Source organism: Actinacidiphila bryophytorum (assembly GCF_016916835.1).
GTDB classification, from domain to species: Bacteria; Actinomycetota; Actinomycetes; order Streptomycetales; family Streptomycetaceae; genus Actinacidiphila; species Actinacidiphila bryophytorum.
Window position 1 is genome coordinate 200019 of record NZ_JAFFIX010000004.1, and the last position, 26369, is coordinate 226387.

At 73.4% G+C, this 26369-nt stretch carries 28 protein-coding genes; 11 read left to right on the forward strand and 17 right to left on the reverse strand.

The annotated features are described in order from the left end of the window. Positions 1 to 128 precede the first annotated feature (128 nt). Positions 129 to 602: a carboxymuconolactone decarboxylase family protein gene (locus JT723_RS08255; RefSeq protein ID WP_205043825.1), complete on the forward strand. Its 474-nt coding sequence runs from the start codon at positions 129 to 131 to the stop codon at positions 600 to 602. Between the two features lie 137 nt (positions 603 to 739). Further along, complete coding sequence (locus JT723_RS08260; RefSeq protein WP_240165262.1) at positions 740 to 2209, forward strand: hypothetical protein; 1470 nt, start codon at positions 740 to 742, stop codon at positions 2207 to 2209. Positions 2210 to 2273: 64 nt separating this feature from the next. On the opposite strand, the gene gap is transcribed toward JT723_RS08260, so the two are convergent. Further along, positions 2274 to 3272, reverse strand: coding sequence for a type I glyceraldehyde-3-phosphate dehydrogenase (gene gap, locus JT723_RS08265; RefSeq protein ID WP_205043826.1), 999 nt, complete (start codon positions 3270 to 3272; stop codon positions 2274 to 2276). Positions 3273 to 3366: 94 nt separating this feature from the next. Further along, positions 3367 to 4320 (reverse strand): GlxA family transcriptional regulator, encoded by a 954-nt coding sequence (locus tag JT723_RS08270; protein WP_205043827.1) that lies wholly within the window; start codon positions 4318 to 4320, stop codon positions 3367 to 3369. Positions 4321 to 4491: 171 nt separating this feature from the next. On the opposite strand from JT723_RS08270, the gene JT723_RS08275 reads away from it, so the two are divergent. Continuing rightward, positions 4492 to 5403: an aromatic prenyltransferase gene (locus JT723_RS08275; RefSeq protein ID WP_205043828.1), complete on the forward strand. Its 912-nt coding sequence runs from the start codon at positions 4492 to 4494 to the stop codon at positions 5401 to 5403. Between the two features lie 74 nt (positions 5404 to 5477). On the opposite strand, the gene JT723_RS08280 is transcribed toward JT723_RS08275, so the two are convergent. The 3 genes from JT723_RS08280 to JT723_RS08290 all read right to left on the reverse strand — a co-directional run bounded on the left by JT723_RS08280 (position 5478) and on the right by JT723_RS08290 (position 8438). Further along, a complete protein-coding gene (locus JT723_RS08280) occupies positions 5478 to 6950 on the reverse strand; it encodes an arabinofuranosidase catalytic domain-containing protein (RefSeq protein WP_240165263.1) in 1473 nt (490 codons plus the stop codon). A gap of 215 nt (positions 6951 to 7165) precedes the next feature. Continuing rightward, positions 7166 to 7774: a VOC family protein gene (locus JT723_RS08285; RefSeq protein WP_205043829.1), complete on the reverse strand. Its 609-nt coding sequence runs from the start codon at positions 7772 to 7774 to the stop codon at positions 7166 to 7168. Positions 7775 to 7850: 76 nt separating this feature from the next. Further along, the gene (locus JT723_RS08290; RefSeq protein WP_205043830.1) at positions 7851 to 8438 is read right to left on the reverse strand and encodes a DUF998 domain-containing protein; all 588 of its coding nucleotides are present in this window, start codon (positions 8436 to 8438) and stop codon (positions 7851 to 7853) included. Between the two features lie 196 nt (positions 8439 to 8634). Here JT723_RS08290 and JT723_RS08295 point away from each other — a divergent pair, with 196 nt between their 5' ends. Then, a complete protein-coding gene (locus JT723_RS08295; protein ID WP_205043831.1) occupies positions 8635 to 9708 on the forward strand; it encodes an ABC transporter permease in 1074 nt (357 codons plus the stop codon). Here JT723_RS08295 and JT723_RS08300 read toward each other — a convergent pair. Both JT723_RS08300 and JT723_RS08305 read right to left on the reverse strand, forming a co-directional pair. Further along, on the reverse strand, positions 9641 to 10261 hold the full coding sequence (locus tag JT723_RS08300; protein WP_205043832.1) for a TetR/AcrR family transcriptional regulator: 621 nt from the start codon (positions 10259 to 10261) through the stop codon (positions 9641 to 9643). The two genes, JT723_RS08295 and JT723_RS08300, sit on opposite strands and share 68 nt — an antisense overlap. Positions 10262 to 10335: 74 nt before the next feature. After that, positions 10336 to 10899, reverse strand: coding sequence for a hypothetical protein (locus JT723_RS08305; protein ID WP_205043833.1), 564 nt, complete (start codon positions 10897 to 10899; stop codon positions 10336 to 10338). A 123-nt stretch (positions 10900 to 11022) separates the two neighbouring features. Here JT723_RS08305 and JT723_RS08310 point away from each other — a divergent pair, with 123 nt between their 5' ends. The 5 genes from JT723_RS08310 to JT723_RS08330 all read left to right on the forward strand — a co-directional run bounded on the left by JT723_RS08310 (position 11023) and on the right by JT723_RS08330 (position 15726). After that, positions 11023 to 11616 (forward strand): TetR/AcrR family transcriptional regulator, encoded by a 594-nt coding sequence (locus tag JT723_RS08310; protein WP_205043834.1) that lies wholly within the window; start codon positions 11023 to 11025, stop codon positions 11614 to 11616. 30 nt (positions 11617 to 11646) lie between these two features. Further along, positions 11647 to 12816 (forward strand): epoxide hydrolase family protein, encoded by a 1170-nt coding sequence (locus tag JT723_RS08315; protein ID WP_205043835.1) that lies wholly within the window; start codon positions 11647 to 11649, stop codon positions 12814 to 12816. A 226-nt stretch (positions 12817 to 13042) separates the two neighbouring features. Beyond that, positions 13043 to 13780, forward strand: coding sequence for a GNAT family N-acetyltransferase (locus JT723_RS08320; protein ID WP_205043836.1), 738 nt, complete (start codon positions 13043 to 13045; stop codon positions 13778 to 13780). Beyond that, the gene (locus JT723_RS08325) at positions 13777 to 14634 is read left to right on the forward strand and encodes a lysophospholipid acyltransferase family protein (protein WP_251513255.1); all 858 of its coding nucleotides are present in this window, start codon (positions 13777 to 13779) and stop codon (positions 14632 to 14634) included. Before JT723_RS08320 ends, JT723_RS08325 begins: the two co-directional genes overlap by 4 nt. 267 nt (positions 14635 to 14901) lie before the next feature. Beyond that, entirely contained in the window at positions 14902 to 15726 is an 825-nt protein-coding gene (locus JT723_RS08330; protein WP_205043837.1) for an alpha/beta hydrolase, read from the forward strand. A gap of 48 nt (positions 15727 to 15774) precedes the next feature. Here JT723_RS08330 and JT723_RS08335 read toward each other — a convergent pair whose 3' ends face one another. The 3 genes from JT723_RS08335 to JT723_RS08345 form a co-directional block, all read right to left on the reverse strand. Continuing rightward, positions 15775 to 16914, reverse strand: coding sequence for a ScyD/ScyE family protein (locus JT723_RS08335; RefSeq protein ID WP_205043838.1), 1140 nt, complete (start codon positions 16912 to 16914; stop codon positions 15775 to 15777). 150 nt (positions 16915 to 17064) lie between these two features. Further along, positions 17065 to 18282 carry an esterase-like activity of phytase family protein gene (locus tag JT723_RS08340; RefSeq protein WP_205043839.1) on the reverse strand — a complete coding sequence of 406 codons (1218 nt, stop codon included), beginning with the start codon at positions 18280 to 18282 and terminating at the stop codon, positions 17065 to 17067. Between the two features lie 128 nt (positions 18283 to 18410). Beyond that, entirely contained in the window at positions 18411 to 19088 is a 678-nt protein-coding gene (locus JT723_RS08345; RefSeq protein WP_205043840.1) for a phosphotransferase, read from the reverse strand. 160 nt (positions 19089 to 19248) lie between these two features. On the opposite strand from JT723_RS08345, the gene JT723_RS08350 reads away from it, so the two are divergent. Then, positions 19249 to 19815: a dihydrofolate reductase family protein gene (locus JT723_RS08350; RefSeq protein ID WP_205043841.1), complete on the forward strand. Its 567-nt coding sequence runs from the start codon at positions 19249 to 19251 to the stop codon at positions 19813 to 19815. A 27-nt stretch (positions 19816 to 19842) separates the two neighbouring features. Here the strand turns inward: JT723_RS08350 and JT723_RS08355 are convergent, their stop codons facing one another. The 7 genes from JT723_RS08355 to JT723_RS08385 all read right to left on the reverse strand — a co-directional run bounded on the left by JT723_RS08355 (position 19843) and on the right by JT723_RS08385 (position 25981). Next, positions 19843 to 21000 (reverse strand): glycoside hydrolase family 3 N-terminal domain-containing protein, encoded by a 1158-nt coding sequence (locus JT723_RS08355; protein WP_205043842.1) that lies wholly within the window; start codon positions 20998 to 21000, stop codon positions 19843 to 19845. A gap of 106 nt (positions 21001 to 21106) precedes the next feature. Beyond that, a complete protein-coding gene (locus JT723_RS08360; protein WP_205043843.1) occupies positions 21107 to 21949 on the reverse strand; it encodes a lysozyme in 843 nt (280 codons plus the stop codon). 248 nt (positions 21950 to 22197) lie between these two features. Continuing rightward, a complete protein-coding gene (locus JT723_RS08365; protein ID WP_205043844.1) occupies positions 22198 to 23112 on the reverse strand; it encodes a hypothetical protein in 915 nt (304 codons plus the stop codon). After that, positions 23109 to 23465 carry a PadR family transcriptional regulator gene (locus JT723_RS08370; RefSeq protein ID WP_205043845.1) on the reverse strand — a complete coding sequence of 119 codons (357 nt, stop codon included), beginning with the start codon at positions 23463 to 23465 and terminating at the stop codon, positions 23109 to 23111. Before JT723_RS08370 ends, JT723_RS08365 begins: the two co-directional genes overlap by 4 nt. A 276-nt stretch (positions 23466 to 23741) precedes the next feature. Beyond that, entirely contained in the window at positions 23742 to 25265 is a 1524-nt protein-coding gene (locus JT723_RS08375; protein WP_205043846.1) for a hypothetical protein, read from the reverse strand. A 13-nt stretch (positions 25266 to 25278) separates the two neighbouring features. Beyond that, complete coding sequence (locus JT723_RS08380) at positions 25279 to 25635, reverse strand: DoxX family protein (RefSeq protein WP_205043847.1); 357 nt, start codon at positions 25633 to 25635, stop codon at positions 25279 to 25281. Between the two features lie 148 nt (positions 25636 to 25783). After that, positions 25784 to 25981 (reverse strand): hypothetical protein, encoded by a 198-nt coding sequence (locus JT723_RS08385; RefSeq protein WP_205043848.1) that lies wholly within the window; start codon positions 25979 to 25981, stop codon positions 25784 to 25786. A 7-nt stretch (positions 25982 to 25988) separates the two neighbouring features. Between JT723_RS08385 and JT723_RS08390 the strand changes: the two genes are divergently transcribed. Then, a complete protein-coding gene (locus tag JT723_RS08390) occupies positions 25989 to 26336 on the forward strand; it encodes a winged helix DNA-binding protein (RefSeq protein WP_205043849.1) in 348 nt (115 codons plus the stop codon). Positions 26337 to 26369: the final 33 nt, after the last annotated feature.

The following is a 26369-nucleotide window of genomic DNA, read 5'->3' on the forward strand; positions in this document are numbered from 1 at the left end:
CTCGCGTCCGCCTCCCGGCGGTGAGAGCCACGTCACACGCGGGCCGGTCACATGACCCCGGCCCCTTACGTCAAAGGGGTGTCAACGCCGCGGAGAGCGCGGCATCACAGCAGATCAGGGAGCCGGTCATGGACGCGCGCCTCAACTTCTTCACCAACCCCACCGCCCAGAAGTTCACCAAGTACATCAACTCCGCGGGCAAGGCGGTCACCGACTCGTCGCTGCCCCGGGCCACCCAGGACCTGGTGCTGCTGCGGGCCAGCCAGATCAACGGCTGCGGCTTCTGCACCGACATGCACACCAAGGACGCGGAGGCGGCGGGCGAGACCACGCAGCGGCTGCACCTGGTCGCGGCCTGGAGGGAGGCCACCGTCTTCACCGACGCCGAGCGGGCGGCCCTGGAGCTGACCGAGGAGGGAACCCGTATCGCGGACGCGGCCGGCGGTGTGTCGGACGAGGTGTGGGCCGCGGCCGCGAAGCACCACGACGAGGACCAGCTCGCCGCGCTGGTGGGCCTGATCGCCGTCATCAACGCCTACAACCGGATGAACGTCATCATCAGGCAGCCCGCGGGTTCCTACCAGCCCGGCCAGTTCGCCTGAGCCCGGGACGCCCCGACCGCCCCTTCCCGCACGGAAGTTCAACGGGGGTTGCCGCCCGCGTCTCCCAGCCGTCGCTGTCCTGCTGCACCGTCGTGACGACCCAGGCAGGACCGCGCACCGGCTGAGAGGAACTCGCCATGAAGGACATCCGCAGGTCACGACCCCGTACCGGCACCAGGGGGCTGGTCGGGGGCGCGGCGATGGTGCTGCTGGCCGGGCCGGCGCTCGGCCTCGCCGCCCCGACGGGCGCCGCGGCCGCCGTCCCGCAGGCCGGCGCCGGCAGCACGGCCCACGGCGGCCACGCGCCCGAGGTCACCGTCCGGCGCGGCGGCCCGGCGCGTACCGTGCCCTTCGTGGTGCGCGGCCCGGGCGAGGCGGTGCTGACGCTCGACTCGCGGGCGCCCGGCGTCTCCTGGGGGACCGCGGGCAGCGAGTCGGCGGTGGTGTCCGCGTACGTCGACGGCCGCTACACCACCGATATCGTGATCCCCTCCGACCAGCCGACCACCCGCACCTTCTCGCTGGGCCACCTCGAACGCGGCCCGCACAGGCTGGAGTTCCGCTTCGCCGCGGACCGCTCCCCCCAGGGCGCCCGCAGCGCCCGGCTCGGCGCGGTCGCCGTGCAGGTCTACGGCGAGACCACCGACATGGGGCTCGTCCTGCGCAATGCGCCGGTCTACTACGGCCGTAACCTGCCCGAGCTGGGCACCGCCTTCCAGAGCGCGACCACCGACGCGCCGCTGTACTCGTACCACGAGGTGCTGCCCGCGAAGACGCCGGGACACAAGGTGCTGCAGTACACCGTCATCTGGACCAACGAGGACGGCGGCACCAACTCGCCCGCACTGATGGCCCGCTGGGGCCGCACCACCGACATCGAGTGGGCGTACGACGTCGAGGTGGACGCCCAGGGCAAGCCGGTGCCCGGCAGCGGTGTCTACCAGGCCGCCAACCACCAGACGCTGGTCTTCGCCGGCGGCCACGAGGGCGACCGGCCGCTTCTTGAGACCTGCACCTCCAACAACAACCTGTGCGACGTCGTGGACGACCCGATGCGCTTCTCGCCCGCCCCCGTCCAGGAACTGCCCGCGGGCCAGCCGCGCGAGCACATGATGGACGTCAACCCCTGGCTCTACCCGGTCATGGCGCAGGAGATGACCCGCGAGGGCAAGATCGAGTCGCCGTCCGACCCGGCCACCCCCGGACTGGGCGACCAGCGCACGTACCTCTACCTCGCCGTCGCCCACACCGCGGCGCCGTCCACCGACGCCGGTAGCGTGGGCCTGTCCATCGGCGTACGGCTCAAGGGCGACCCCGCGCTCTACCGCTCCAACCACGTCGACCCGACGTGGTCCGTCACCCGCGAGGGCACCGCGGCCACCACCGTCGAACTGCCCGCGGGCACCACGCAGTCGGACATCGAGGAGATCGTCGCGCTGCGCACCCCGGTGGTCGAGACAGGCGCGTCCCTGACCGTCACGGCCGTCACCCGCGCTTTCTTCCTGGGCGAGGACTACCTGCCGTCCGCGTCCTTCCTGGACTGGACCGGCTCCACCGTCCTCACCCGGCAGGCCCCGTCGGCGACCCTGTGGGCGCCCGCGTCCTGACCCGCCGTCGGGAAACGGCCCGCCGCGGGGTGTCGGCTCCCCGCGGCGGGCCGTGCCGTGCCGGTCAGGAGGCGGCCAGCAGCTGCAGGGTGTCGATCACCCGGTTCGAGAAGCCCCACTCGTTGTCGTACCAGGCGACCACCTTCACATGGCGGCCGTCCACCCGGGTCAGGGCCGAGTCGAAGATCGCCGAGGCCGGGTTCCCGGTGATGTCGGAGGAGACCAGCGGGTCTTCCGAGTACTCCAGGACGCCCGCGAGCGGGCCGTCCGCCGCGGCCCTGTAGGCGGCCAGCACCTCGTCGCGGGTCACGTCGCGCGCCACGGTCGTGTTCAGCTCCACGATCGAGCCCACCGGGACCGGCACGCGGATCGAGTCGCCGGACAGCTTGCCGTCCAGGTTCGGCAGCACCAGGCCGATCGCCTTCGCGGCGCCCGTCGTGGTCGGCACGATGTTGACGCCCGCCGCCCTGGCCCGCCGGGGGTCGCGGTGCGGGCCGTCCTGCAGGTTCTGCTCCTGCGTGTAGGCGTGCACGGTCGTCATGAAGCCGTGCTCGATACCGGCCAGCCGGTCCAGCACCGAGGCCAGCGGCGCCAGCGCGTTGGTGGTGCAGGAGGCGTTCGAGACGACGGTGTGCGCGGCCGGGTCGTACGCGTCGGTGTTCACGCCGTACGCGATCGTGGCGTCGGCGCCCGCGGACGGGGCGCTCACCAGCACCTTGCGCGCGCCCGCCGTCAGGTGCGCGCGGGCCGCCTCCGCGGAGGTGAAGCGCCCGGTCGACTCCAGGGCGATGTCCACCCCCAGCTCGGCCCACGGGAGCTTGCCCGGGTCGCGCTCGGCCAGCACCTTGATGCGGCGGCCGTCCACCACGAGGGTGTCGCCGTCCACGGTGACCGGGCGGCCCAGCCGGCCGGCGGTCGAGTCGAAGGCGAGCAGGCGGGCGAGGGCGGTGGGCTCGGTCAGGTCGTTGACGGCGACGACGTCGAGGTCGCTGTCGCGCTCCAGCAGCGCGCGCAGCACATTGCGGCCGATACGGCCGAATCCGTTGATGGCGATACGAGTCATGAGACCAGGTTCGCCGGTGGCGTCCGGGCGTGGCGGCGGCGTGAGCGCCACTGTTCGAAAGGATCGCGCCACGTGTGCGAGCCCCCTCTGCCGCCTACTCGCCGCGGGCGAAGGTGCGCCGGTAGTCGCTCGGCGTCGTCCCCAGGATCTGCTGGAAGTGCTGCCGCAGATTCGCCCCCGTCCCCAGGCCCACGTCCGCAGCGATCTGCTCGACCCCGCGCTCCGAGCGCTCCAGCAGCTCCCGCGCCATGTCCACCCGGGCGCGCATCACCCACTGCATCGGCGTGTAGCCGGTGTCCTCGGCGAACCGCCGGGAGAAGGTCCGCGGCGACACCGCCGCGTGCCGCGCGAGCGCCTCCAGGGTCAGCGGCTCGCCCAGCCGGTGCAGCGCCCACTCCCGCGTCGCCGCGAACCGCTCGCCCAGCGGCTCCGGCACGCTCCGCGGCACGTACTGCGCCTGCCCGCCGCTGCGGTAGGGCGCCGCGACCAGCCGCCTGGCCGCGTGGTTGGAGGCGGCCACGCCCAGGTCGCCGCGCAGGATGTGCAGGCACAGGTCGATGCCCGACGCGGCGCCCGCGGACGTCAGGACGGTGCCCTCGTCCACGAACAGCACGTTCTCGTCCACCCGGACCAGCGGGTGCTTCGCGGCGAGGCTGCGCGTGTAGTGCCAGTGAGTGGTGGCGCGCTTGCCGTCGAGCAGGCCCGTCGCGGCCAGCGCGAAGGCCCCGGTCGAGATCGCCGCGAGCCGCGCACCCCGGTCGGCCGCCGCCACCAGCGCGTCCAGCACGGCGGGCGGCGGGTCCTCGCGGTCGGGGAAGCGGTAGCCGGGGATGAAGACGATGTCCGCCCACTCCACCGCGTCCAGCCCGTCGGCGACGTGGTACGACAACCCGTCGCCGCCGGCGACCAGTCCCGGCGCCGCCCCGCACACCCGTACCTCGTACGGCATGCTCGCCCGGTTCGCGAACACCTGCGCCGGAATCCCGACGTCAAGCGGCTTCGCCCCCTCCAGCACCAGCACGCCCACCCGCCCCAGTCTGCGTCCCACCCGCGCCACTCTATGCGCCGCGGGACGCCGCCAAGCCGCCGCCAAGCCGACACATAGTCCCCGCCAAGGCCCGCGGCCAATGCTCAGGTGACGGAGCAGCAGGAAGCGGACACGGACAGTGACGGCGACTGGACTGTCGGTGATCTTGCCTCATTCGAACTTGGAGGGCGAATGGCCGGGACGACGGAGCTGGAAGACCTTTACTCGGTCATCGAGGAAGCAGCTCGGCAGACGGGTGTGACCAGCTCGCGTGACACGGTCTGGCCCATCATGACGACCTATCAGGACGTGATACCACATTCCGCGATCGCCTTCCGGGTGGAGACCAGCGCGCGGCGCAGCAACGACTTCAGCTGCCGCTTCACGATGATCCCCAAGGATGTCGACCCCTACGCGATGGCGCTGTCCGGCGGGATCACCCCGCGCACCGACCACCCGGTCGCCTCGCTGAGCGCGGACATTGCGGCGGCCTGCCCGATCGACAACTACGGTGTCGACTTCGGCGTCGTGGGCGGCTTCACCAAGACCTTCCAGTTCTTCCCGCCGGACGACCTGCAGCTGATCTCCACGCTGTCCTCGATCGGCGCGGTGCCGCCCGCGGTGGCCGAGAACGCCGCCTTCTTCGAGCGGCACGGCGTCGCCGACCAGGTCGCCCTGACCGGTATGGACTACGAGCACAAGACCTTCAACGTCTACCTCAAGACGCCCGACGGCTACCTGCTCGAACCCAAGAACGTCGCCTCGATCCTCAGCGACCTGGACATGCCCGAGCCGAGCGAGGCGCTGCAGACCCTGGCCAAGTCGGCGGGCGGCTTCTACGTCACGCTCAACTGGGACTCCCCCAGCGTGCAGCGGATCTGCTTCAGCGCGATGACGCTGGACCCGGCGGCGACGACCGGCGGCCGGCTCGACCCGAAGATCGAGCAGCTGGCGCGCAACGCCCCGTCCGCCGACCCGGACGCCGAGCGCCGCTTCATCGCCTACGTGGCCTCGTCGCCGGCCGGCGAGTACTTCAAGCTGCTGTCGTTCTACCGGGCGCAGCCGGACGTCGTGCGGCTGTGGCGCGAGTACGAGGACAACTGAGCCAACTGAGCCACCCGGGTGGCAGCAGGGGCCGGTTCCGCACCGCGGAACCGGCCCCTTCGTCACGCCGCGGGTCAGTGCAGGGTGAACTTCTGCGCCGCGGACCCGTTGCAGTCCCAGATCTGCAGCCGGGTGCCGTTGGCGGTGGCCCCGCTGGGGGAGTCGAGGCAGCGGCCCGACTGCGGGTTGAACAGCGAGCCGTCGGAGCGCTGGTTGAAGACCTGGCCGCCGACGCCGTTGCAGTCCCACAGCTCGACCTTGGCGCCGTTGGCGGTGCCGTTGCCCTCGATGTCCATGCAGCGGCCGATCGTGGACAGCGAGCCGTTGGTGTGGTGGTGCCAGAACTGGTCCTCGGCCCAGTTCTGGCAGTCCCACAGCTGCACGGCCGACCCGTTGCCGCCGGTGTCGTCGGCGGCGACGTCGACGCACTTGCCGCCGGGTCCCGTGATGGTGCCCTGCGGGCCGTTGGGCACGTTCGTCTCACCGGAGTAGCCCACCGAGACGATGTCGGCCTGGACGGCGTTCTCGGCCGCGTCGGTCGGGTAGCCGGCGACCATGACGCCCTCGAAGAAGGTGCCCCGGTTGCGGTTGCTGTTGTCGCCGCCGGTGCCCAGGATGATGCCGCCCTCCTGGTGCATGGGACGGTAGCCGCCGCGGGTCGGCAGCCCGCCGTTCCACCAGGTGCTCAGGGACCCGGACTGCGAGTTGCCGCCCTTGATGGCGTACGTCGTCTGCCCGTCGTTCTTGAGCACCGCGGTGACGAACGCGCTCTTGTTGCCGGCGTTGGCGGTGTTGGACCCGTTGTCGCCCTGGAACATGCCGTTCTCCATGTCCGCCTCGACCCACGGACCGGTGCCGTTGCAGGGCGCGAAGTAGCAGGTGGTGGCGATGCTCACGGCGTCCATGTGGCCGTTGCCGGTGTCGGCGGGGGTGGCCTCGGCGTTGCCGTAGTCGAAGCAGCAGTCGGAGCCGACGTGGGTGCCGCTGGCGACCATGTAGGCGCCCTCGGCCTGCCCGTTGACCGCGGTGCCGGACGCGGCCCCGTGCGAGCGGTAGCCGACGCCGGGCGAGACCCAGATCCCGTACACCTTGTGCCCGCCGGCCGTCACCGACAGCTCGGCTGCGTCCGCGCCGCGGTCGGCGCCGCCCGCGGTGCCCGCGGGGCCGATGAACAGGTCGTTGTGGCGCGAGGTCTGGTCGTAGACCTTGGTGATCCGGCAGGTGGTGTCCGCGCAGAAGGAGTCCTGCGCCGCGGCGTTCGCGTAGCCGCCCTGGGAGAGCAGCCCGATGTCGGCCGTTGCGCCGTTCGAGGCGCGGGTGACCTGGTAGAGGGGGCCGTTGTAGCCGGAGAAGAGCGCGCGGGTGGTGCTGTGCGCGGCCACGCACGGGGTGCCGGCCGAGCCGTAGATGTCACAGGGCAGGGTGCCCGCCGCCTGCGCCGTCGAGCCGGGCAGGCTCAGGAACGCGGCGAGCAGCAGCCCGAGGGTCGCCAGTGCGGACAGCAGCGCCCTGCGGTGGCGCGCGGCAGCGGATCTCGTTCTGCGCATGAGTGCTCCTTGGTGGGGGGTGGGAGCCAGAACTCACCGGCGGTGCGGTGCGGTTGGGGCACTGCGGCCGACGGCTGCGACGGAACGTACGCGCGCTGATTGTTTGCGTCAATATTTGTTGCTTTCATTTTTACGAGGCGCCTGACGATGTCCGGATATGTTGTTTCCAACGTTGGATCAGGCCAGGGCAGCCCCGTGTCCGGTGGCCGGGACCGTCACGGCTTCTCCCACACGAAGCCGTCCGGGTCGGTGAAGGGCCCGTTCTCCGCGTGGATCGTCAGGCGGTGCGAGCCGGTGCCGTCGGGCGCCACGCCCGCGTCCTTGGCCAGTGCCTTGCGCCCGTACAGCGCCAGCTTCACCGGGCTCGACGGCATCGCGAACTCGGCGTACTTGCGCGCGAAGCTGCGGCCCACCGTCAGGCCGTGCGCCACGTAGAAGTCCTTGGTGGCGGCCATGTCCGCGACGCCGAGCAGCAGGACGAGCTGGTCGAAGGACCCGGTGTCGGGACCGGTGTCCTTCTTCGCCGAGGTCGCCACCTTCCACAGCGCCCCGTCGGGCGCCTGCACGACGCCGCCCCAGCCCCACAGCGACTTGTGCACCGGCTTGACCGGGGTGGCGCCGCCCTTGACCGCGGCGTCGAAGAAGCTGTGGACGGTGGCCGGCTGGGCCACCGTCAGCGACAGCGTGTAGCCGCGGAAGCCCGTGGAGGGCTCCTTCGCGGCCTGCACCCGCACCTGGGTGTCCAGCCGGAAGGCGGTCGCGTAGAAGTCGGCGGCGGCCGCCGGGTCGTCGGCTTCGAGGGTGACTGATGCGATGGAGGTCATGGAACGACGCTAAGCGGCAGGTCGTGACCTGCGCTTCTCGAAAGCTGACCGGTGTGCGCGGCCGTGGGCCTCGGGGTCACGCCCGGCGGGCGTGCCGCAGGCAGGAGACGACGACCACCACCGGCCAGATCGACTGCAGCACCGTCACCACGCGCTCGGCGACGCCCGCGGCCCCGTGCACCGCCAGCTCGGTCAGGAACCACCCGGCGCCCAGCACCATCAGCCCGGTCGCCGTCAGGGACGGGACGGGGCGCAGCCCCCAGGGTGCGACGGCCCTGCGGTCAGAGGCCAGTACCGGCCACAGCGCCAGCAGGGTGAAGCCGATGGCGACGACCGTGCCGTGCGAGAAGGAGCCGCCGGTCCTCGGCGCGGGGAAGAGCGCGAGCACCATGGCCGAGATGCCGCCGGCGCCGAGCGCCAGCCGCCCGGCGAGCGAGGCGGCCCGCAGCCCGCAGGCGGTCGCCAGGTGGCACACGCCGAGGGCGACGAGCATCAGGGTCAGGGTCCAGTAGCCGGAGGGGCCGCCCGCGGCGAGCACGCTGATGGTCTGGCGGACGGGGTTGTAGCTGGGACCCTCCAGCACCGTGGCGGTCGTGGAACCGCCGATCAGCAGGACGGGTGCGGCTCCGGACGAGACGACGGCCCACCATGTCACGTATCCCATCGGATAACCGTAAAACGAACATGCGGCACGTTCTCGTGCACACGCGGGGGGTGGCGCAAAGCGGCCGTCGGGGGCTTGTGCGCCGGGTATGTGTCATGGAAAACGAACATTCGTCTTGACGATGGGACGCCGCCTGGCCTACTCTCGTCCATAAAGAAGAATGATCATTCGCTTATTTGGAGTGGGAGGCGTGACCGTGAGCAAGCCGTTGACCGCCCTGCCGTGGCGGCAGGCCGTCGTCACCGCCGTGGGCCTGCCGCTGGTGATCGCCCTCGCCGTACTGGCCTACGCATGGCCCGCGGCGCGGGTCGCACCCCGGCACGTGCCCGTCGGTGTCGTCGCCGCCGAAGCCGCCGCCCGCAGCGTCACCGAAGAGCTCGGTCAAGCCGCGCCCGGCGGCTTCGACGTCCACCGCTACCGCGACCAGGCCGCGGCCGAGGCCGCGATCGAGCACCGCGACGTCTACGGAGCCTTCGCCGTCGGCCCCGGCGGCGTCACCGTCCTGCAGGCCGGTGCGGCAGGTCCCACCGTGGCCCAGCTGCTCGCCACGGCGGGCGGCAAGCTGGCCGCCCATGCGGGCCCGCATGCCGCGGTGCGGACGGTGGACGTCGTCCCGGTGTCCGCACACGACCCGCGCGGCCTGGTCTTCAGCTCGGCGCTGCTGCCGCTGACCATCTGCGGCGTCCTGGTCGCCCTGGTCGTGACCATGTCCGGCACCGTCAGGCCGGGCAGGCGCCGGCTGCTCGCCCTGCTCACCGCCTCCGCGGCCGGCGGCCTGGCCGCCTACCTGGTCGCCCAGGGCTTCCTCGGCGCCCTGCCGCACGACCACCTGGCCACCTGGGCGGGCCTGGCCCTCACCGTGCTGGCCGTCTCGGCGCCCGTCGCCGGCCTGGTCACCCTGCTCGGCCGGGCCGGGCTCGGAGTGGGCGCGGTCACGATGGTCTTCCTGGGCAACCCCTTCTCCGGCAGCACCTCGGCGCCCGAGCTGCTGCCCGCCCCGGTGGGCGACCTCGGCCGCTACCTGCCCCCGGGCGCCGGGGCGAACCTGCTGCGCGGCACCGCCTACTTCGACGGCCACGGCTCCGGCGGCCCGCTGGCGGTGCTCGCCGTGTGGAGCATGCTCGGCCTGGCGGCGGTCGCCGCCGGACGCGCCACCCCCGCCGACACCGGCGACCACCTCGTCGCCGAGGGCGGCAAGGACCTCAGCCGTCCTGCCCTGACTGCCCTGCGTTCCGCGGCCGGGCCAGCAGGGCGCGCACCCCGGCGGTGATCTGCTGGTGGGCGGCCAGGCCCATGGTGTTCCACTGGATGATCCAGCCCTGGATCAGCGCGATCACGACCCGGGCGGTGTCGCCCGGGTCGAGCCCCGGGTCGAGCACCCCCGCCGCCTGGTAACGCCGGCACAACTCGGTGAGCCGCAGGTGCACGTCCCCCAGCATCCCGGCGACAGCCGCGGCCAGCCGCGGGTCCCGCATCGTCTCCGACCACACCTGCGGCGCCAGCGCCGCCGGATCCGTACCCCCTGTCGCCGGCAGGTCCTCCACGATCGCCGGCAGCAACTCCTCCGGCGGCGGCAGCACGTCCGCGGCCAGCCGCGCGTCCAGCAGGTCGATCAGCTGCTGCGTCGACACCTCCGCGATGGCGGTGATGAGCGCTTCCTTCCCGGGGAAGTACCGGTAGACCGCCCCGGCCGACAGCCCGGCCTCGGCGAAGACGTCCGGCATCGACGTCTTGTGGAACCCGTTGCGCGCGAAGCACACCCACGCGGCATCCAGAATCTGCCGCCGCCGCGCTTCACGGTGCTCTTCACTGACCTTGGGCATGGCCCATCGTAAAACGAATGTTCGTCCCACCGGCGAGGATGCCTCACCGGGCGGAAGGGCGGGGTTCCGGGTGGTCAGTTGCCCGGGGTGCGGCGGAGGCGGAGGGCGGAGGTCAGGAAGAAGACGCCGCCGAGGAAGGCGTAGCCCGCCAAGGGGTGGAGGGAGGGGGAGGTCTTCGTGGACTGGGCCGCGAAGGAGGCGCCGGCCAGGGTGGAGATCGCGCCGCTGGCGATCATCGGCCACTGGCCCGGGAGGGTGCGGCGCTGGAGGGCGACGAGGAGTTGGGCGAGGCCGGCCGTGACGGCCCAGGCGGCCCAGACGCGCAGGACGGCGGGGGTGCCGGAGAAGACGGCGGCGAGCAGGCCGGCCGTCGTGAGGGTGCTGAGGGCGATGTTCGCGTAGAGGGCGCGTGCCGGGCCGCGGGATGCGCGGGTGGACCTGAGATCGACGATCGCGCAGGCCACGTCGAAGACGGGGTAGAGCACCAGCAGGGTCCGGCTGAGCGGGCCGAGGCCGTCGCCGGAGGCGAGGAGCAGGGCCGCCCACACGGCTGCGAAGCCGAAGCGCAGGAAGTACAGGGGGCGCAGTGTCGCCGCGGGCGGGGTGACGGGGGCGGGGGTGGCGACGGAGGTGGCCATGGCGGATCCTTTCGAGAGGAGGGAGAACGTTCGGTCTAGTCGAGCTGGTGCCCAGTCAACGGCCCCGCCCGCCGCCTTGTCAAGACCGAACGTTCTCCCTCTCTCGCTGCTACCCTTTGCACCATGAGCACCAGCACGGAGAGCGAGGGCCGCAGCACCTCGGAGGCGCGGGCGCGGCTGCTCGACGCCGCGACCCGGATCTTCTACGCCGAGGGCATCCACTCCGTCGGCGTGGACCGGATCATCGCCGAGGCCCAGGTCACCCGCGCCACCCTCTACCGGCACTTCACCGGCAAGGAGGACCTGATCCTGGCCTACCTCCAGCTGGCCGACCGCGCCATCCGCGGCCAGGTCGCGGCGGTGCGGGCGCAGGAGCTGGCGGCGGGCGACACCGTACGTGCGGTCGCCCGGTCCATCGCCGACGGTATACGCTCCACCGGCTTCCGCGGCTGCGCCTTCCTGAACGCGGCGGCCGAGTACCCGGACCTGGCGCACCCCGTGCACCAGGCCGTGCTGGCGCACCGGCAGTGGTTCCTCGAGACCTCCACCGAGCTGCTGGCGCAGGCCGGGTGCGCGGACGCCGGCGCGGCCGGGCGGCACTTCGTCATGCTCAGGGACGGCGCCATGGCGTCGGGCTGCCTGTCGGACCCCGCCCTGGTCACCGAGACCTTCCTGCAGGGCGTCGACGACCTGCTGCAGCGGCACGCCACCCGGTGAGCGGGCGGGCGCGCTTGTAGGGTGAGGCGCATGCCGGACGCCGCGCCCCGCCCCGAGCCGTTCACCGCGCGGACGCCGCCCGCGCAGATCGAGGACCTGCGCGCACGGCTGCGGGCGACGCGCTGGCCGGACGAGCCCGCGGACGCCGGGTGGTCGCTCGGCGCCGACCTCGGCTACCTCAGGGACCTGGCCGCCTACTGGGCCGACGGCTTCGACTGGCCCGCGCAGGAAGCGGCGCTGGCCCGTATCCCGCGCTTCCGGGTCCGACTCGGCGGCCTGGGCGTCCACTTCGCCCATGTGCGGGCCGCCGCACCGGCCGGCAGTGCGCTTCCGCTGGTCCTCAGCCACGGCTGGCCGGACTCCTTCTGGCGCTACTCCAAGGTCGTCCCGCTGCTCACCGACCCGGGGGCGCACGGCGCCGACCCGGCGGACGCCTTCGACGTGGTGGTGCCGGACATGCCGGGCTACGGCTACTCCGACGCCCCGGGCGGGCCGCCGCTGGACTCGATCGCGGTGGCGGGATTGTGGGCCGAGCTGATGGACGTGCTCGGCTACCGGCGCTTCGGCGCGGCGGGCGGCGACATCGGCAGCCACGTCAGCCGCTACCTCGGCCTGGACCACCCCGGCCGGGTGGTGGCCGTCCACCGCACCGACGCGGGCGTGCCGTTCTTCGACGGCGACCCGGCGGGGCTCGCGCCCGAGGAGCGCGACTGGCTGGCGACCGCGGCGGCCTGGGGTGCCGCCGAGGGCGCGTACGGGGCCATGCACCGCACCAAGCCGCAGACCGCCGCGGTCGGGCTGACCGACTCGCCGGCCGGTCTTGCCGCGTGGATCGTGGAGAAGCTCAGGGCGTGGAGCGACTGCGGCGGCGACGTCGAGCGCAGCTACACCAGGGACGAGATCCTCACGAACGTCACGCTCTACTGGCTGACGGGGACGATCGCGTCGTCCATGCGCATGTACCGCGCGAACGCGGCGATCCCGCCCGCCCAGCTGGCCCGCAGGGTCGAGGTGCCCTCGGGCTTCTCGCTCTTTCCCGGCGACATCGTCCGCCCGCCGCGCGCGTGGCTGGAGCGTACGGCGAACACGGTGTACGTCGCCGAGCCCGCGCGCGGCGGGCACTTCGCTCCCTTCGAGGAACCGGAGATCTACGCGGCCGAGCTGCGCGCCTTCTTCCGCCCCTTCCGCGCCGCCGCCTGACCGACCCGGTGTCCCGGTGAGCGCAGCCCGCACGAGCAGCTGAACGGCCCCACGCGGCACCGCCGGCCCCTGCCGTAGCGGCTGACCTCCGACATTCACCGCACGGCCATCGCGTGGACGGCGGCCGGGGGCCGTGCGGGCACCGGCCGCGGGCATCAATGGGCGCGGGTTCCCCCATGCGGTTTCCGGCCACCTCTGCTCCGGCACACGGGAGTTGTGATCTGTCATGCCCATGCCTCTTTCCGTTCGCTCGTACGTCACCTCCATCGCCTCCACGCAGGAGGAGGTCCGCGCCGCCCAGCGGCTGCGCTACCAGGTCTTCGCCGAGGAGAAGGGCGCGGTCCTGCACACCCCGCTGCCCGGCCACGACATCGACGACTTCGACGCCCACGTCGACCACCTGATCGTCAGCGAGCGCGGTACGGGCGAGGTCGTCGGCACCTACCGGCTGCTGCCGCCCGGGCGCACCCCGCGCCTGTACTCCGACGGCGAGTTCGACCTGGCCGCGCTCGACGGCCTGCGCGACTCGCTGGTCGAGACCGGCAGGGCCTGCGTCCACCCGGACCACCGCGACGGCACCGTCATCAACCTGATGTGGTCGGGCCTGGCCCGCTACGTCCTGCTCTCCGGCCACCGCTACCTCGCCGGCTGCGCCTCCGTCCCGCTCGACGACGGCGGCCTCGCCGCGGCCAACGCGGCCCTGCTGGGCAGCACCAAATACGCGAGCCCGCGGGAGTTCCGCGTCACGCCCCGCGAGCCGTGGACCGGCGGGCAGCCGCTGCCCGGGGCGCCCAGCCCGGCCCTGCTGCCCCCGCTGCTGCGCGGCTACCTGCGGGTCGGCGCCTGGATGTGCGGGGCGCCGGCCCACGACCGGGACTTCGGCGACGCCGACTTCTTCGTCCTGCTCGACCTGGAGCGGATGAACGACCGCTACCGGCGCTACTACCTCGGCGAGGACCGGTGAACGGCAGCGCACCGGTGAACGGCAGCCCCTGGGCCGCCGTCTCCCCCTGCTCGGCCGCCTGCCTGGCAGGCGGCCCCCCGCGGGTACCGCTGCCGGTGACGCTGCGCCGGGCCGCGGGCTTCGGCGCCCACCTGGGCGGGGCGCTGGCCGCGGGCGGCAGGCTCGGTTCGGGGGAGCAGATACGGCGGCGGGCCGCGGTGCTGCTCGCCGACCTCGGGATACGCCTCGACGCCCCGAGCGGCGAACTGGCGGTGCCGGGCGCGCCCACCGGCACCCTCGTGGTGGCCAACCACATCTCCTGGCTCGACGTGCTCGCCCTGCTCGCGGTGCAGCCGGCCACCCTGCTCGCCAAGCGCGAGGTCGGCTCCTGGCCGGTGGTCGGCACGCTGGTGCGGCGGGCCGGGACGCGCTTCATCGACCGCGACGGCCTGCGCGGCCTGCCCGGCACCGTACGGGAGCTGGCCGCGCTGCTGCGCTCGGGCGAGTCGGTCGTGGTCTTCCCCGAGGGCACCACCTGGTGCTCGGTTCCCGGCGGCCCCTTCCGCCGCGCCACCTTCCAGGCCGCCCTGGACGCGGGCGCCCCCGTACGCCCGGTGACCCTGGCCTACACGAGCCTGGGCGCGCCCACCACGCTGCCCGCCTACGTCGGCGAGGGCACGTTCGCCGGGTCGATGCGCCGGGTCGCCACCGCCCGCGACCTGGCCGTCCATGTCACCGCGCACCCCGCGCTCGACCCGGCGGGGCACGACCGCCGCAGCCTCGCGGCGCTCGCGCAGGCCGCGGTCTTCCGCGGGCCGCACGAGCGGGTGGCCGCTCACAGCGGCCGGCAGCGGCTGAGCCCCTCGGGTGTGTAGCAGGGCAGGTTGCCGCGCCCTGCGGTCGGTTCCTCCGCCCGGCCCTCCCTGACGAAACGTCCGCCCCCGCCACCGTGTGCGGGCGCCTCGGGCAGGTCAGCGCCTTCCCGAACCGGTCACCGGATGTGCATCCGCAGTTCACACGCAGGGCCGACGGGCGGCTGCGGAAGGCGCCGTGCAGCTGGTGCCGGCTGTGGGAGGATCCGGGCCATGACGTGACATCACGTCAGCCCAGTCCCTGCCGGCCTGCGGAGGAGCCTGCACGTGGTGAGCGTCGAGACGGACCTGCTGTACGCGGACGCCGGCGGGGTGCAGCTGCGCCTCGACATCCACCGCAGCGCGGAGCCGGCGGCCCCGGTCGTGGTGTACGCGCACGGCGGCGGCTGGACGCGCGGCGACCGGCGGACCGACGCGACCACGAGGGTGGCGCCGCTGGCCGCCTGCGGTGTGACCGTGGTCGCCGTCGACTACCGCCTCGCCCTCGACGCGGTCTTCCCGCGGCAGCTGCACGACCTCAAGGGTGCGGTGCGCTGGCTGCGGGCCAACGGGGAGCGGCTGGGGCTGCGCACCGAGCGGCTCGGGGTGTGGGGCGCCTCGGCGGGCGCCTACCTGGGGTCGCTGCTGGCGCTGTCGGAAGGGGACAGCGCGCTGGAGGGCGACGTCGGCGGGAACCTGGACCGGTCGAGCGCGGTGCAGGCGGTGGTGCACTGGTTCGGGCAGGCGGACCTGGCGGCCACCGCGGGGCGCAGCGCGGTCGAGGCGCGGCTGCTGCCCTTCCACTTCGAGGCGGACCTGCTGGGTGCGGGTGGTGCGGGTGGTGCGGGTGGTGCGCAGAGCCTGGCCGAGCGGGCGCGCGGGCTGAGCCTGCTGACGCGGGTGAGCGCGCAGGCGCCGCCCTTCCTGATCGCGCACGGCGACCGGGACCGGATCGTGCCCCCGGCCGAGGGCCTGGCGCTGCACGACGCGCTGAGCCGGGCCGGCGGCAGCAGCCGCTTCGAGCTGCTGGGCGGGGCCGGGCACGAGGACCCGCTGTTCGACGCGCCCGCGAACCTCGCGCTCACCGCGGCCTGGCTGCGGGCGGTGCTGGGCTGAACCCGCTGCGGGCCGGGCACCTGGCCGCGGCCCGCAACGGTGCCGGTCTCAGCCGATCTTGACGACCTGGCCCGAGGTCGAGTAGGTGGGATCGCCGAAGGGCCACATCGACGAGTAGTTGCTGACGTAGATCGAACCGTCCGGGCCGGCCAGGAAGCCCGCGGGTGCGAAGAGCTTGTCCCCGCCCAGGGTGGTGCGCTTGCCGTCCCGGCCGATCTGGATGACCGCACCGGTGGGCGGGATGTCGGGCGACGGGAAGCCGATGGTGTCGAACTCGGTGACGTAGAAGTCGCCGTTGGCGCCGAAGCCGCAGCCGTTGATGGCGCTGAAGCCGGACTGCCACACCGTCAGGGCGCCGGTGTGCGGGTCGTACCGGAAGATGTTGGCGTCGGTGGCCGAGCTGCCGTAGCCGGTGAGCCCGCCGATGTAGACGGCGCCGTCCGGGCCGATGTCGAGGCAGGTGGGTACGGAGTTCGCGCCGGCCGGGGTGTTGGGCACCAGCGCGAGCACCTGCACATTGCCGTGGCGGTCGATCGAGTCCAGGGTGTTGGAGCCCCCGTCGACCAGGTAGAAGCCGCCACGCGGGTTCGCCGCGAGAGCGTACGGGTTGCCGTCGTGGTCCGGCGCCCACTGGTAGTCGACGTCACCGGGGTTCGCCAGCGCCTTCGGAGTCCTGCCGGTGACGTCGAGCAGCGCGCCGTACTGCGTCCTGAGGGTCGCGCCCAGCTCGGGCGTGAGGCCCGGCAGGTCCGCGGGGACGAATTCCGGCGACGCCGGCTCCAGCGCGTACAGGTGTCCGTTGACGTATTCCAGGTCGTCGGGGCCGACCATCTCGCCGCCGTTGAGCAGCGAGGCGAGCCCGGTGCGGATGCGCACCGGGGTGCCCGACGAGACGTCGGCGATCGAACCGGTCAGGCCGAAGCAGTTCACCGCGGCCGGGTTGCTGGTGTCGCACAGCGAGGGGACGGTGCCCGCCTCGCCGACCAGCAGGTGGCCGTGCGGCCCCCAGACCAGCCCCCGCGGGCCGTTGAGCCCGCTCGCGACAACGCTGACCGGTGCGTTGCTGCGGAGTTCCGCCGGGCGGCCGGCCGCCTGGGCCACCGGTCCCGACGGTCCGGCACCCAGGCCGGCGAACGCGGCTGCCGCCGCGGCGGCCACCGCCATCCGTCGTGCTGCAAGAGGTCGCATCAGCGCCTCATCTCCTCCCCTAGAGAGGGCACGAGCATTGTCGAGCCGACTTACCGGCGGCCTGTTTTCGGCTTGTCGTCCGCTCGGATTTGCGCCCCGGCGGGTCCGGGCCGTGGTGTCAGCGCACGTGCACGGTCACCGTGACGGTCTTCAGGACCGCGGGCAGCTTGGTCGTGTCGACCTTGAGGATCTCGCCGCTGTCGGTGGCGCCGGTGGGCGGCAGCACCTTCTGGTGCACCGTCCACGTGCCGTCGGGGTCGACGGCGATGGTGTCGATGCCGAAGTCGTCGTCGTTGGACAGGTAGAGCGTCCTGCCCGCGTCCGCGGTCGCGACTCCCTCGACCTTGTCGTGCGCGAAGAAGGCGCCTGTCGGGTCGAGCTGGCTGACCAGGGCGCCGACGTTGACGTACGGCTGCTTCTGGGCGACGTTGACGCCGGCCCCTTGGTGAGGGCGGCGAGCGCGGTGTTGGCGTCGCCGGTCGCCGACGGGTCGTCCAGCAGGTAGAGGTACTGCCTGGTCTTGTAGGTGCGCAGGTTCACCGTGACGATGCGGGTGGGCGCGACGTTGCCCGCCTTGGTCTTGCCCAGGTCCGGCTGCTGGAGCGCGGACTGCATGACGCCGACCAGGGTCGAGCCGTCGGGGGTGATCGTCAGGCCCTCCATGCCCTTGTTCTTGGCGCGGTTGGCCAGTTCGGCCGGCAGGTAGCCGATGACCTTGTGGTACGCGTTGTCCGGGCTGTCGCGGTACGGGGTCAGCCGGCCCAGCTCGTAGCCGTCGGCGTCGAAGTGCGTGATGTACGGGCCGTACTCGTCGGAGACCCAGAAGCTGCCGTCGGGCTGGGCGACCAGGCCCTCGGAGTCGTAGCCGTACGGGTCCCTGGCGACCGGGACGGGGGTGCCGCCGGCTGCGTTGGTGGCGTTGACGTCGTCGATCACCTCGCTGGTGTCGTGCGGCGGGCGGCCGCTGTAGTTCACACCGCCGAGGCTCCTGGGACCCTTCGAGGTCACTGTCCTGACCAGCTCGGCCTTGCCGCCGACCAGGCGGAACTCGCCGATCCGCGGGACGAAGGAGGTCAGCATCTCCGACTTGTTGCCGTCGGGGGCGTCGGCGTTGGGGCCGCGGTCGGTCAGGCCGTAGAAGTAGCCCGACCTGCCGGGGGCGGGGGCCAGCGAGGAGCCGTGGCCCTCGCCGGACAGCTCCGTGGTGCTGCCGCCGGGGCCCGGGACCTGCGCGAGAGGGGCGAGCGGGGAGCCGTCGGACCGGGTGTCCTGGAAGAGCTGGAAAGGGGTCGTGAAGTCATAGCCCCGAACCTGGCGCTCCGCGGTGAACTCCCGGACGACCTGCGGTGAACCGGCTTCAAACAGCACCACCTCATCGGCTGCCGCTTCCCGCCGCCCCGGCACCGACCGCAGGGCGTCTGACCTCGGGGTCCCATCCGGCACCGCAGCCGCTCAGGGCGCAGCGCGGAGCCGTACGCGGGCTTCCCCGGCGAGGGTCAGCCGCGCCGCTGGAGACGGTGTACGAGACCCTCCTCCGCGCGGGTCAGGTTCGGGTCGGCGAGCCGCCGCTGCGTGGCGGCCGGCATGCCCGCCCGCCGGTCCGCGCCGCTGCTGCGCGCCATCGACCGCAACAGGCCGCGGACCAGCAGGCGTTCGTGCGGGCGCAGCACGATGCCGCGCAGGATCACGAAGGTCATGGCCACATCGACCTCCGGCGGACCCGCGTGCGCGTTGGCCCAGTCGATGACCCGCGGGCCGCCGCCGGTCAGCATGACGTTGTCCGGGTGCAGGTCCAGGTGCAGCACCGCGGCTCCCTGCCCGTCCGCCTCCTGCGTGTCCGCCCCGTGCCCGTCCGCCCGCAGCCGGGGCAGCCACTCGGGCGCGGCCAGTGCGTGCAGTTGCCGGTGCAGCCGGCCCAGCAGCGCCCCGTACCGCACCGCACGCCACGGCCTGCGGCGCAGCGCCTCGCTCATCGTCGGGCCGTGCAGCCGCTCCATGACCAGGTCCGTGCCCGCCGCCTCGTGCACCGCGGGCACCGGATAGCCCTGCGCGCCCAGCCAGCGCATGACGCGCGCCTCGTGCTCGGCGGGGCGGCCGTCCCGGAATCTGCGCAGCACCCGGTCCTCGCCCAGCGCGTACACGTCCGCCTCGCGTCCCCGCCCGATCAGCTCCATGCCGGGGAGTGTGCCAAACCCGCGGCGGGCGGATCCGGGCGGCGTGTCGATCGACGGGCTTCCCGTTCGACGCTTGGGTGAAGGGGCGACCGGGACGGTCGCCGCCGCCGACCGTGTCCTGGCAGGCAGACCGTGTCCTGGCCAGCAGGAGGAGACAGCCATGAGGATCAAGTCCCGTATGAGCACCAGCGCCGACGGCTACGTGACGACGCCCGCCGGGTGGCCCGCGCTGACCGCCGACCCCGCCTTCGTGCCGGGGCAGAGCCACGGCATCCGCGAGTTCCTCGACGGGTGCGAGGCCGCGCTGATGGGGCGCACGACCTTCGAACCGGCCCTGAACAACGACCGCTGGCCCTGGCCGGACCTCGACGTCTTCGTCCTCGCCTCGCACCGCCCGGCCGGCACCCCGGACCACGTCGTCACGGAGAGCGACCCGGTGCGGCTGCTGGAGGCGGTCCGCGCGGCCAACCGCGGCGGCGACGTCCACCTCATCGGGGGGCCGCGCACCATCGGCACCTTCCACGCGCTGGGCGCCCTCGACCGGCTCGAACTGGTCGTGCTGCCGCTGCTGTTCGGCGGCGGCATGCAGCTGACGCCGGGGCTCGACCCGGCCGCGGGCCTGGCCTTCGAGAGCCAGCGCGCGCTTCCCGGCGGCGCGGTCGAGATCGCCTACTCCTGCGAGGGCAGCCGCGCCCCGCTGCCCGGCAGGCCCGCGAGCCAGCGGTGACCTGCCCGGCGGGCGGGGGCGTGCGGCTCAGAACAGCCGGTTGCGCAGGGCGTTGACCCGGCCGAGGGCCGCGGCCGAGGCCGTCGCGTCCAGGGTGCCGTTCTGCAGTGCGGTGGCCAGCGCCGAGACGACGGCCTTGCCCTTGGTGACGTCCTGCGAGGCATCCAGAATCAGGTCCATGCCGGCGGCCGCCGCGGTGACCGCGTTCTGGCCGGGGGTGCCCAGTGCGCTCAGCGCGCCCGCGTTGATCGCGTCGGTGACCGTGACGCCGGTGAAGCTGAAGCGGTCGCGCAGCTCGCTCTGCACCACCGTCGGGGACAGGCCCGCCGGGTGGGCGGAGTCCAGCCGGGAGTAGATCGCCCAGGACACCATCACCAGGTCCACGCCCGCGGTGAGCGCGGCGACGTAGGGGATCTCGTCGATGTTGCGCAGCTCGGACAGCGACGTCCTGAGGGTGACCGGGCGCAGGTCGGTGTTCTGCGTGGCGGACGCGGGGCCGAGGCCGGGGAAGTGCTTGGCGGTGGCCGCGACGCCGGTGGCCCGCTGGGCGGTGATGAAGGAGCTGCCGCACACCGAGACGACCTCGGGGTCGGTGCTGTACGAGCGCTCGTACTGGTCCTCGAAGTCGCCCGCGGTGCGGTAGACGTCGAGCACGGGGGCCAGGTTGACGTTCATCCCGACGCTGCGCAGCAGGTTGCCCGCGCCGGTGCCTGCGGTCGCCGCGGCACCCGCGGGGTCGGCGGAGGCGCCGATCTGCTTGGCCGACTGCACGGGCGCGCCGGGCAGCCGGCGTATCTGCCCGCCCTCCTGGTCGGTCATCAGCAGCAGGGGCGCCGGGTTGGGGCTGCTCTGGTTGGCCTGCCGCAACTGGGCTACGGCCGAGGTGATCTGGGCGAGGCTGCTGATGTTGCCACCGAAGAAGATGACGCCGGCCGCCTGGCCGGCGCTGATCTGGTCGAGCAGGCTCTGGGGGACGGTCGTGCCCGAGTAGGACAGGACGACCCGCTGCCCAGCCTGCTGCTGCGGGGTCAGGGCTGCGGGGGCGGCGTACGCGGCCGGCGCGGTCGCGGTGCCTTCGGCCGGGCGGCGCGGCCTGCCCAGGGCGCCGACGGCTGCCGCCGCTGCGGCTCCGCTGCCGGCCGCCAGGACGCCGCGGCGGGTGAGGTGACGGCCGGGACCGGCCATGGCGTGCCTCCAGGGGGGATGGGTGCTGCTGCGGGGTCTGCGGGCCTGGTGCCGGTTCCTGCCGGGGGCCGCGGCGGCCGGTGGGGGCCGCCGCGCGCCCGCGGGGTCAGCCGTTGGCCAGCGCCTGGACGCGGCTGTAGTCGCCGTTGAAGGTGTCCTGGTCACCGGGGAAGATGCCGCTGTCGGCGTACTGCCAGATCGTCTGGTAGGGCCAGTTGTACGGCATCGGGCCGGGGCTGCCGTTGTAGTTGGCCAGCGCCAGCGGGTTGGTGGAGGAGAAGTCGCCGGTGTTGCCGGTGCACTGGCTCCACCACGACGTCGCGGTGTAGATGGTCACCCAGCGAGTGGTCCTGGCGTGGTACTCGTTGCTGAACGACAGGATCCAGTTGACCATCGAGGACGCCGACAGGCCGTAGCAGGTGGCGCCGTACGGGTTCCACTCGATGTCGAGCATCCCGGGCAGGGTCTTGCCGTCCTTCGACCAGCCGCCGCCGTGCGCGAGGAAGTAGTCGGCCTGGGCGGCGCCCGACGAGGTGTTGGGCGTCGCGAAGTGGTAGGCGCCGCGGATGAGGCCCGCGTTGTAGGACCCGTTGTACTGCTGGGTGAAGTACGGGTTCACGTACGACGTGGACTCGGTGGCCTTGACGTACGCGAAGCGGCCGCCGTTCGCCGCGACCGACGCCCAGTTGACGTTGCCCTGGTAGCCGCTGACGTCCAGTCCCGGGGTGCCGGCGACGTTCGGGGTGACGGTCAGGCGCCCGGCTGACGCGGGCTGGTGCAGGGCGATCTGGGAGCCGGCCCAGTCGAGTTCCGGGTGGGTGATCTGGTTCCTGGCGGCGGTGGGGGCGGCTGCCGCCGCGGGCAGTGCGGTTGCGCCGAGGGCGGCGCAGGCCAGTGCCGCGGCGGCGGCGAGTAGGCGCGTTTTGGCAGGTGCATGCCAACTGACCATCGAATCCTCCGGAGGGGAAGCACGGTTCGGGTGGGGCCGGGGCGTCGTGCACGCCCAGAGTGAAGGAAACTTTCGCCACGCACAAGGTTCGTGAAAGAAAGTTTACGTGCCCCGGGGGCGGCTGTTCGCCCGCTGTTCGCCCCCCCGGGACACGCGGCAACGTCCTTGCGGCGTACGGCCGTTGCGCCCGGACCCCCGCGCGGCGGCATGCGCAGCCCGTTCGTATGCAAGCCGCCGCGGGGGGTGCCTTACGCGGGGCGCCGGCGGATGCGCAGCAGCGGTGCCGCGGCGGCTGCCAGGACGGCGATCAGGGCGCCTTCGCCCGCCGGGGAGAGCGGGTACAGCAGCGGGACCGTCGACTGCACGGCCAGCGGGAGCACCGCCACCGCGAGGCCCGCGGCAGCCGGCCGGCCGCGCCCCGTGCACAGCAGGGCCACCGCGAGCACCCCCGCCCACAGCGTGTGCGTGATACGCGGTCCCCCCGGCGGCATGTAGTGGAAGGACGCGGTGAACTGCGCTCCCCACACCACGACGGCCAGCGCCGTGGCGGCCGCGAGCGTGGTGCGCTGCGCGGCCGAGGAGCCGAGCAGATCCCTCGGCGCGGCAAGGACGACGGCGGCGGTCAGCAGCGGCACGACCACGTTCAGCACCATGCCCGTGCGGTAGCCGTGGACCTCGGAGTGCGACAGCGCGAGCAGCGGTACGTCGCACAGCCGCAGCAGCGTCGCCGGTACGACCAGGGCGCGGGCCGCGGTCCAGCGCCCGGTCCACACCGCCGCGAGCACCGCGGACCACAGCAGCGGCGCGGCGAACTGGTCGGTGAGGACGAGGACGTTGGGCGGCGAGTCCGCCGGCAGGTGCCGGACGTCCGGCGCGAAGAGCGACAGCAGGTTCACCACGCTCCCGCCCAGGGCCAGGGCGACGGCCAGCGGTGCGGCCTGCGCCATGGTGCGCCCGGCGGCCCGGTCGGAGCCGAGCCCGGCACGCCGCCGCAGGCCGAGCGCGGCGATGTCGAGGGCCTCGCGCAGCCGCCCGGCCCGCCCCGCGCCCCGCGTGGCCTGGTCGTATATCGCGGCCAGTTCGGCTCCGTGCTCGGCGCGGTAGCCGGCCGGGAGGCAGCGCAGCGCCCAGCGCAGGGCGCGCGAAGGGTGCCGCTGTGTCATGCCAGTGCTCCCTTCGGGCGGGCGGCGGACGCGCGGCGCCCGGCGAGCCGGCGCTCCGCCTCCTCCACGACGGAGCGCAGCCGCGCCGTCTCCGCGGCCAGCGTGGAACGGCCGGCCGAGGCGAGGGCGTAGACCTTGCGGGCGCGGCCGTCCACGACCTCCTCCCGCTGAACCTCGATCAGGCCCTGCTGGAGCAGGCGGTCCAGCGCGCCGTAGAGAGTGCCGGTGCGCATGCGCACCCGGCCGTGCGAGATCGCGTCGATCTCCTGGATGAGGCCGTAGCCGTGCCGGGGCTCGTCGGCCAGTGCGGTGAGCAGGAGCAGCGTCGGCTCCTGAAGGGGTCGGTCACTCATGTCACCTATATATATCGGCAACCGTCATATGATGTCGAGTGGAACGACAGCCCGCGCACACCGGCGAACCCCCGTAGTGCCAACCGGGAGGGACAACTCACCGCAAGCCGCCGACGCACCCGAGGGGACGGTTCGGGGGTGTCCCCGCAGGCGTGCACGCGACTCCCGCCGCCTCGTCCGGGAAGAGGTAAGGCGCGCAGGCCGAGGAGATACCCCCGAAGCGGCACCGACCCCGACCGCGCACAGCAGGCGCACCCCGGGACAACACCGAACTCGTCAGCCCTCCAAGTCCAGCAGCGCGCGCATCGCGGCCAGCGGCAGCGACGGGTTGCCGGCCGCCGCCTGTGCGACCTGCCAGTCTGGGTCGGCGGTCAGTCCGGCGATCAGTGCCGGGGGGAGGGCCGGGTGCCCTGCTGCCGGCGGGCGGGCCTGGTGGTCCTCCAGGCAGGCGAGCAGCGCCGTGGGCGTGGCCTGGGGCCGGCGGGCGATCTCGCGGAGGGCCTTGCGCACCGGCGGCACGTGGCGGGCCAGGTCCTCCAGCAGTTCGGGGGAGGCGTCCGGGTTGGCCGCGACCTTCGCGACGACCCGGACGCCGTGCCGGTCGACCATGGCGCGCAACTGCGCCTCCGACAGGCCCGGGTGCGGGGCGACGGACTTGACGACCTTCGCGTCGGGATCCGCGGCGAGCGCGTCGCGGACCGCGTCGGGCAGGTCCCGCCGCTGGGCGACCATCATCCGGACCTCCGGTTGCGGTGAGCGGGCCAACTCCCGTACCTCGTCGGGGGATGCGCCGGTGATCCGCGGCAGGGTCGCGGCACCCGTCTTCCCCGCGCCGGCCAGCCGGAGAAGAACGTCGAGCCGCAGGTCGGGGCGGAAGGCCACGGTGCGCTGCACGTCGTGGCCGCGGTCGTCGGCCAGCAGGCGGACCAGGTCCTCGCCGACCGAGAGATTCGCCGCCAGCGTGGACCGCACGTGGGGTACGGGGTCGGCGGCCAGTTGCTCGTACACCCGCGGAGGCACATCGGTGCGGGCGGCCAGTGCCCACCGCAGGTCCGCCGAGGGGTGGTCGGCGAAGACCGCGGCAGCAGCCGCGGGGGTCGCCGGGTTCCAGAGCGCGGCATAGTGCATGTCGTGCACGGCGGACTGGTGCGAGCCGTCGCACGCGGCGCCCGGCGGCAAGTCGCAGTCCTGGCGCGGGCATTCCGGGTCGTGCGCGAAAGGCACCTGCTCGCGGTCGCAGACCAGGCACCGCAGTGCCGGCGGGAAGTCGCCGCGGACCAGGGCCGCCAGGACCTCGGGCGGTGCCGTCTCGTTGCCCGCCGCGCCGCGCCGTACCTCGGCGTGCGGGTGGCGGGCCAGGCGCTCGACCACCTCACGTACCGTCGTGAACTGCGCCAACTCCGCCACGACCCCTATGTCCGGGTCGGAGGCGAGCCGTTCGACCACGTCGGCCGGGAGGCCCGGGCAGGCGGCCAGCTTCTGGCGGCGCGCGACCTGGGGCTCGGAGGCGAGCAGGCGTGCCCACTCGGGGAGGCCCGCGGCCTCGTCGAGCAGGGCCAGTGCGGCGTCCGGCTGGGCTGCGGGGTCGATGTCGGCGGCGGTCAGCCTGCCCCTGTACGCGAGCAGGACCGCCGTCTCGGGGGAGCGCGCCGCCAGTGCGACCGCGTGCGCGTGGGTGAGGTCGGCGCGGTAGGCCAGTTCCGCGGCGACGTCGTCGTCCGCGGTCTCGACCAGGCGGTCGAGCAGGTCGGGCGGCAGCGCCGGGTTCTCTGCGAGTCCGCACAGAGCGGGGTCGGACACGGCGCAGGCCCCCTCAGGTGGCGCCGTGGTAGGTGATGCCGAGGGTCAGGACGGCGGTTGCCGTTGTCAGGAAGACGATGCCGCCGACGATGTCGCGGGAGCCCACTCGCAGGTGGGCGAAGATCGCGCCGATGAAATACAGCACCAGGCCGGACGCGGCCAGGGTGCCCAGCACGGGGATTTTCAGGCCGGCGAGCAGGCCCAGGGTGCCGGCCGCGAGCAGGGTGCCGAGGACCGGGACGTACGTGCGGGGGATGCCCTTCATGTCGGCCTGCGTCTTGGGATATTCGTGGCCGATGAGATACGTGACCGCCGCGGCGCCGTTGAAGACCGCGCCGACGACGACGAGCGTGAGATAGGCGGCGAACACCCTTCTTCTCCCCCCTGGTTACCGGAAAACCCTGCCTGGGGGCCGCCCGTGGACGGGCTGTCGGACCGTCGGCAAGGTTGCCCGCCCGCCGACCCTACCGGGGCGGACACGGCCGGCCGGGGGAAGCGGCGTGGCCAATTTGCGCCGTTCAGGGCAGGGTGACGACCTTGGCGCCGTCCGGCGGGGGCGGGGCCTGCTGCGGGCGGGGTGCGGTGAAGACCAGCCGGCCGCCCGGGAGGATCAGGGTGGCGGGCGCGGCCAGGGCGTAGAGGCCGACGCCGACGAAGAGGCCGATCACCGCCGACCGCACCGGCGGCCGGCCGCCGTCCAGCAGCTGGAAGTACACCGTGCCGATGATCGCGACGCCCGTGGCGGCGCCGACCTGGATCGAGGTGTTGACCAGCCCGGCGGGGCGCCGACGCCGCCGACCGAGAAGGTCAGCCCTGATGGTCAGCGACCTGAGCCGGCAGGGCGTCGTGGACCGCCGCTCCGACCCGGCCGACGGCCGCCGCACGATCGTCAGCATCTCCCACGACCCGGAGACCCGCGCCGCCATCGAAGGCTGGCTCGCGAACGGGGCGAGCGCCTGGCGTGCGGCTTTCGAGCCGCTGAGCCCGCAGGAACGTGCCGTCTTCGTCCGCACCATCGAGGCGTACGAGAAGGGCGCCGCGGGACCCGCGGGCGCCGCGGGCGCCGACTGAGGCGGCCCGCCCCCGCCCGCGCCCCAACTCCTG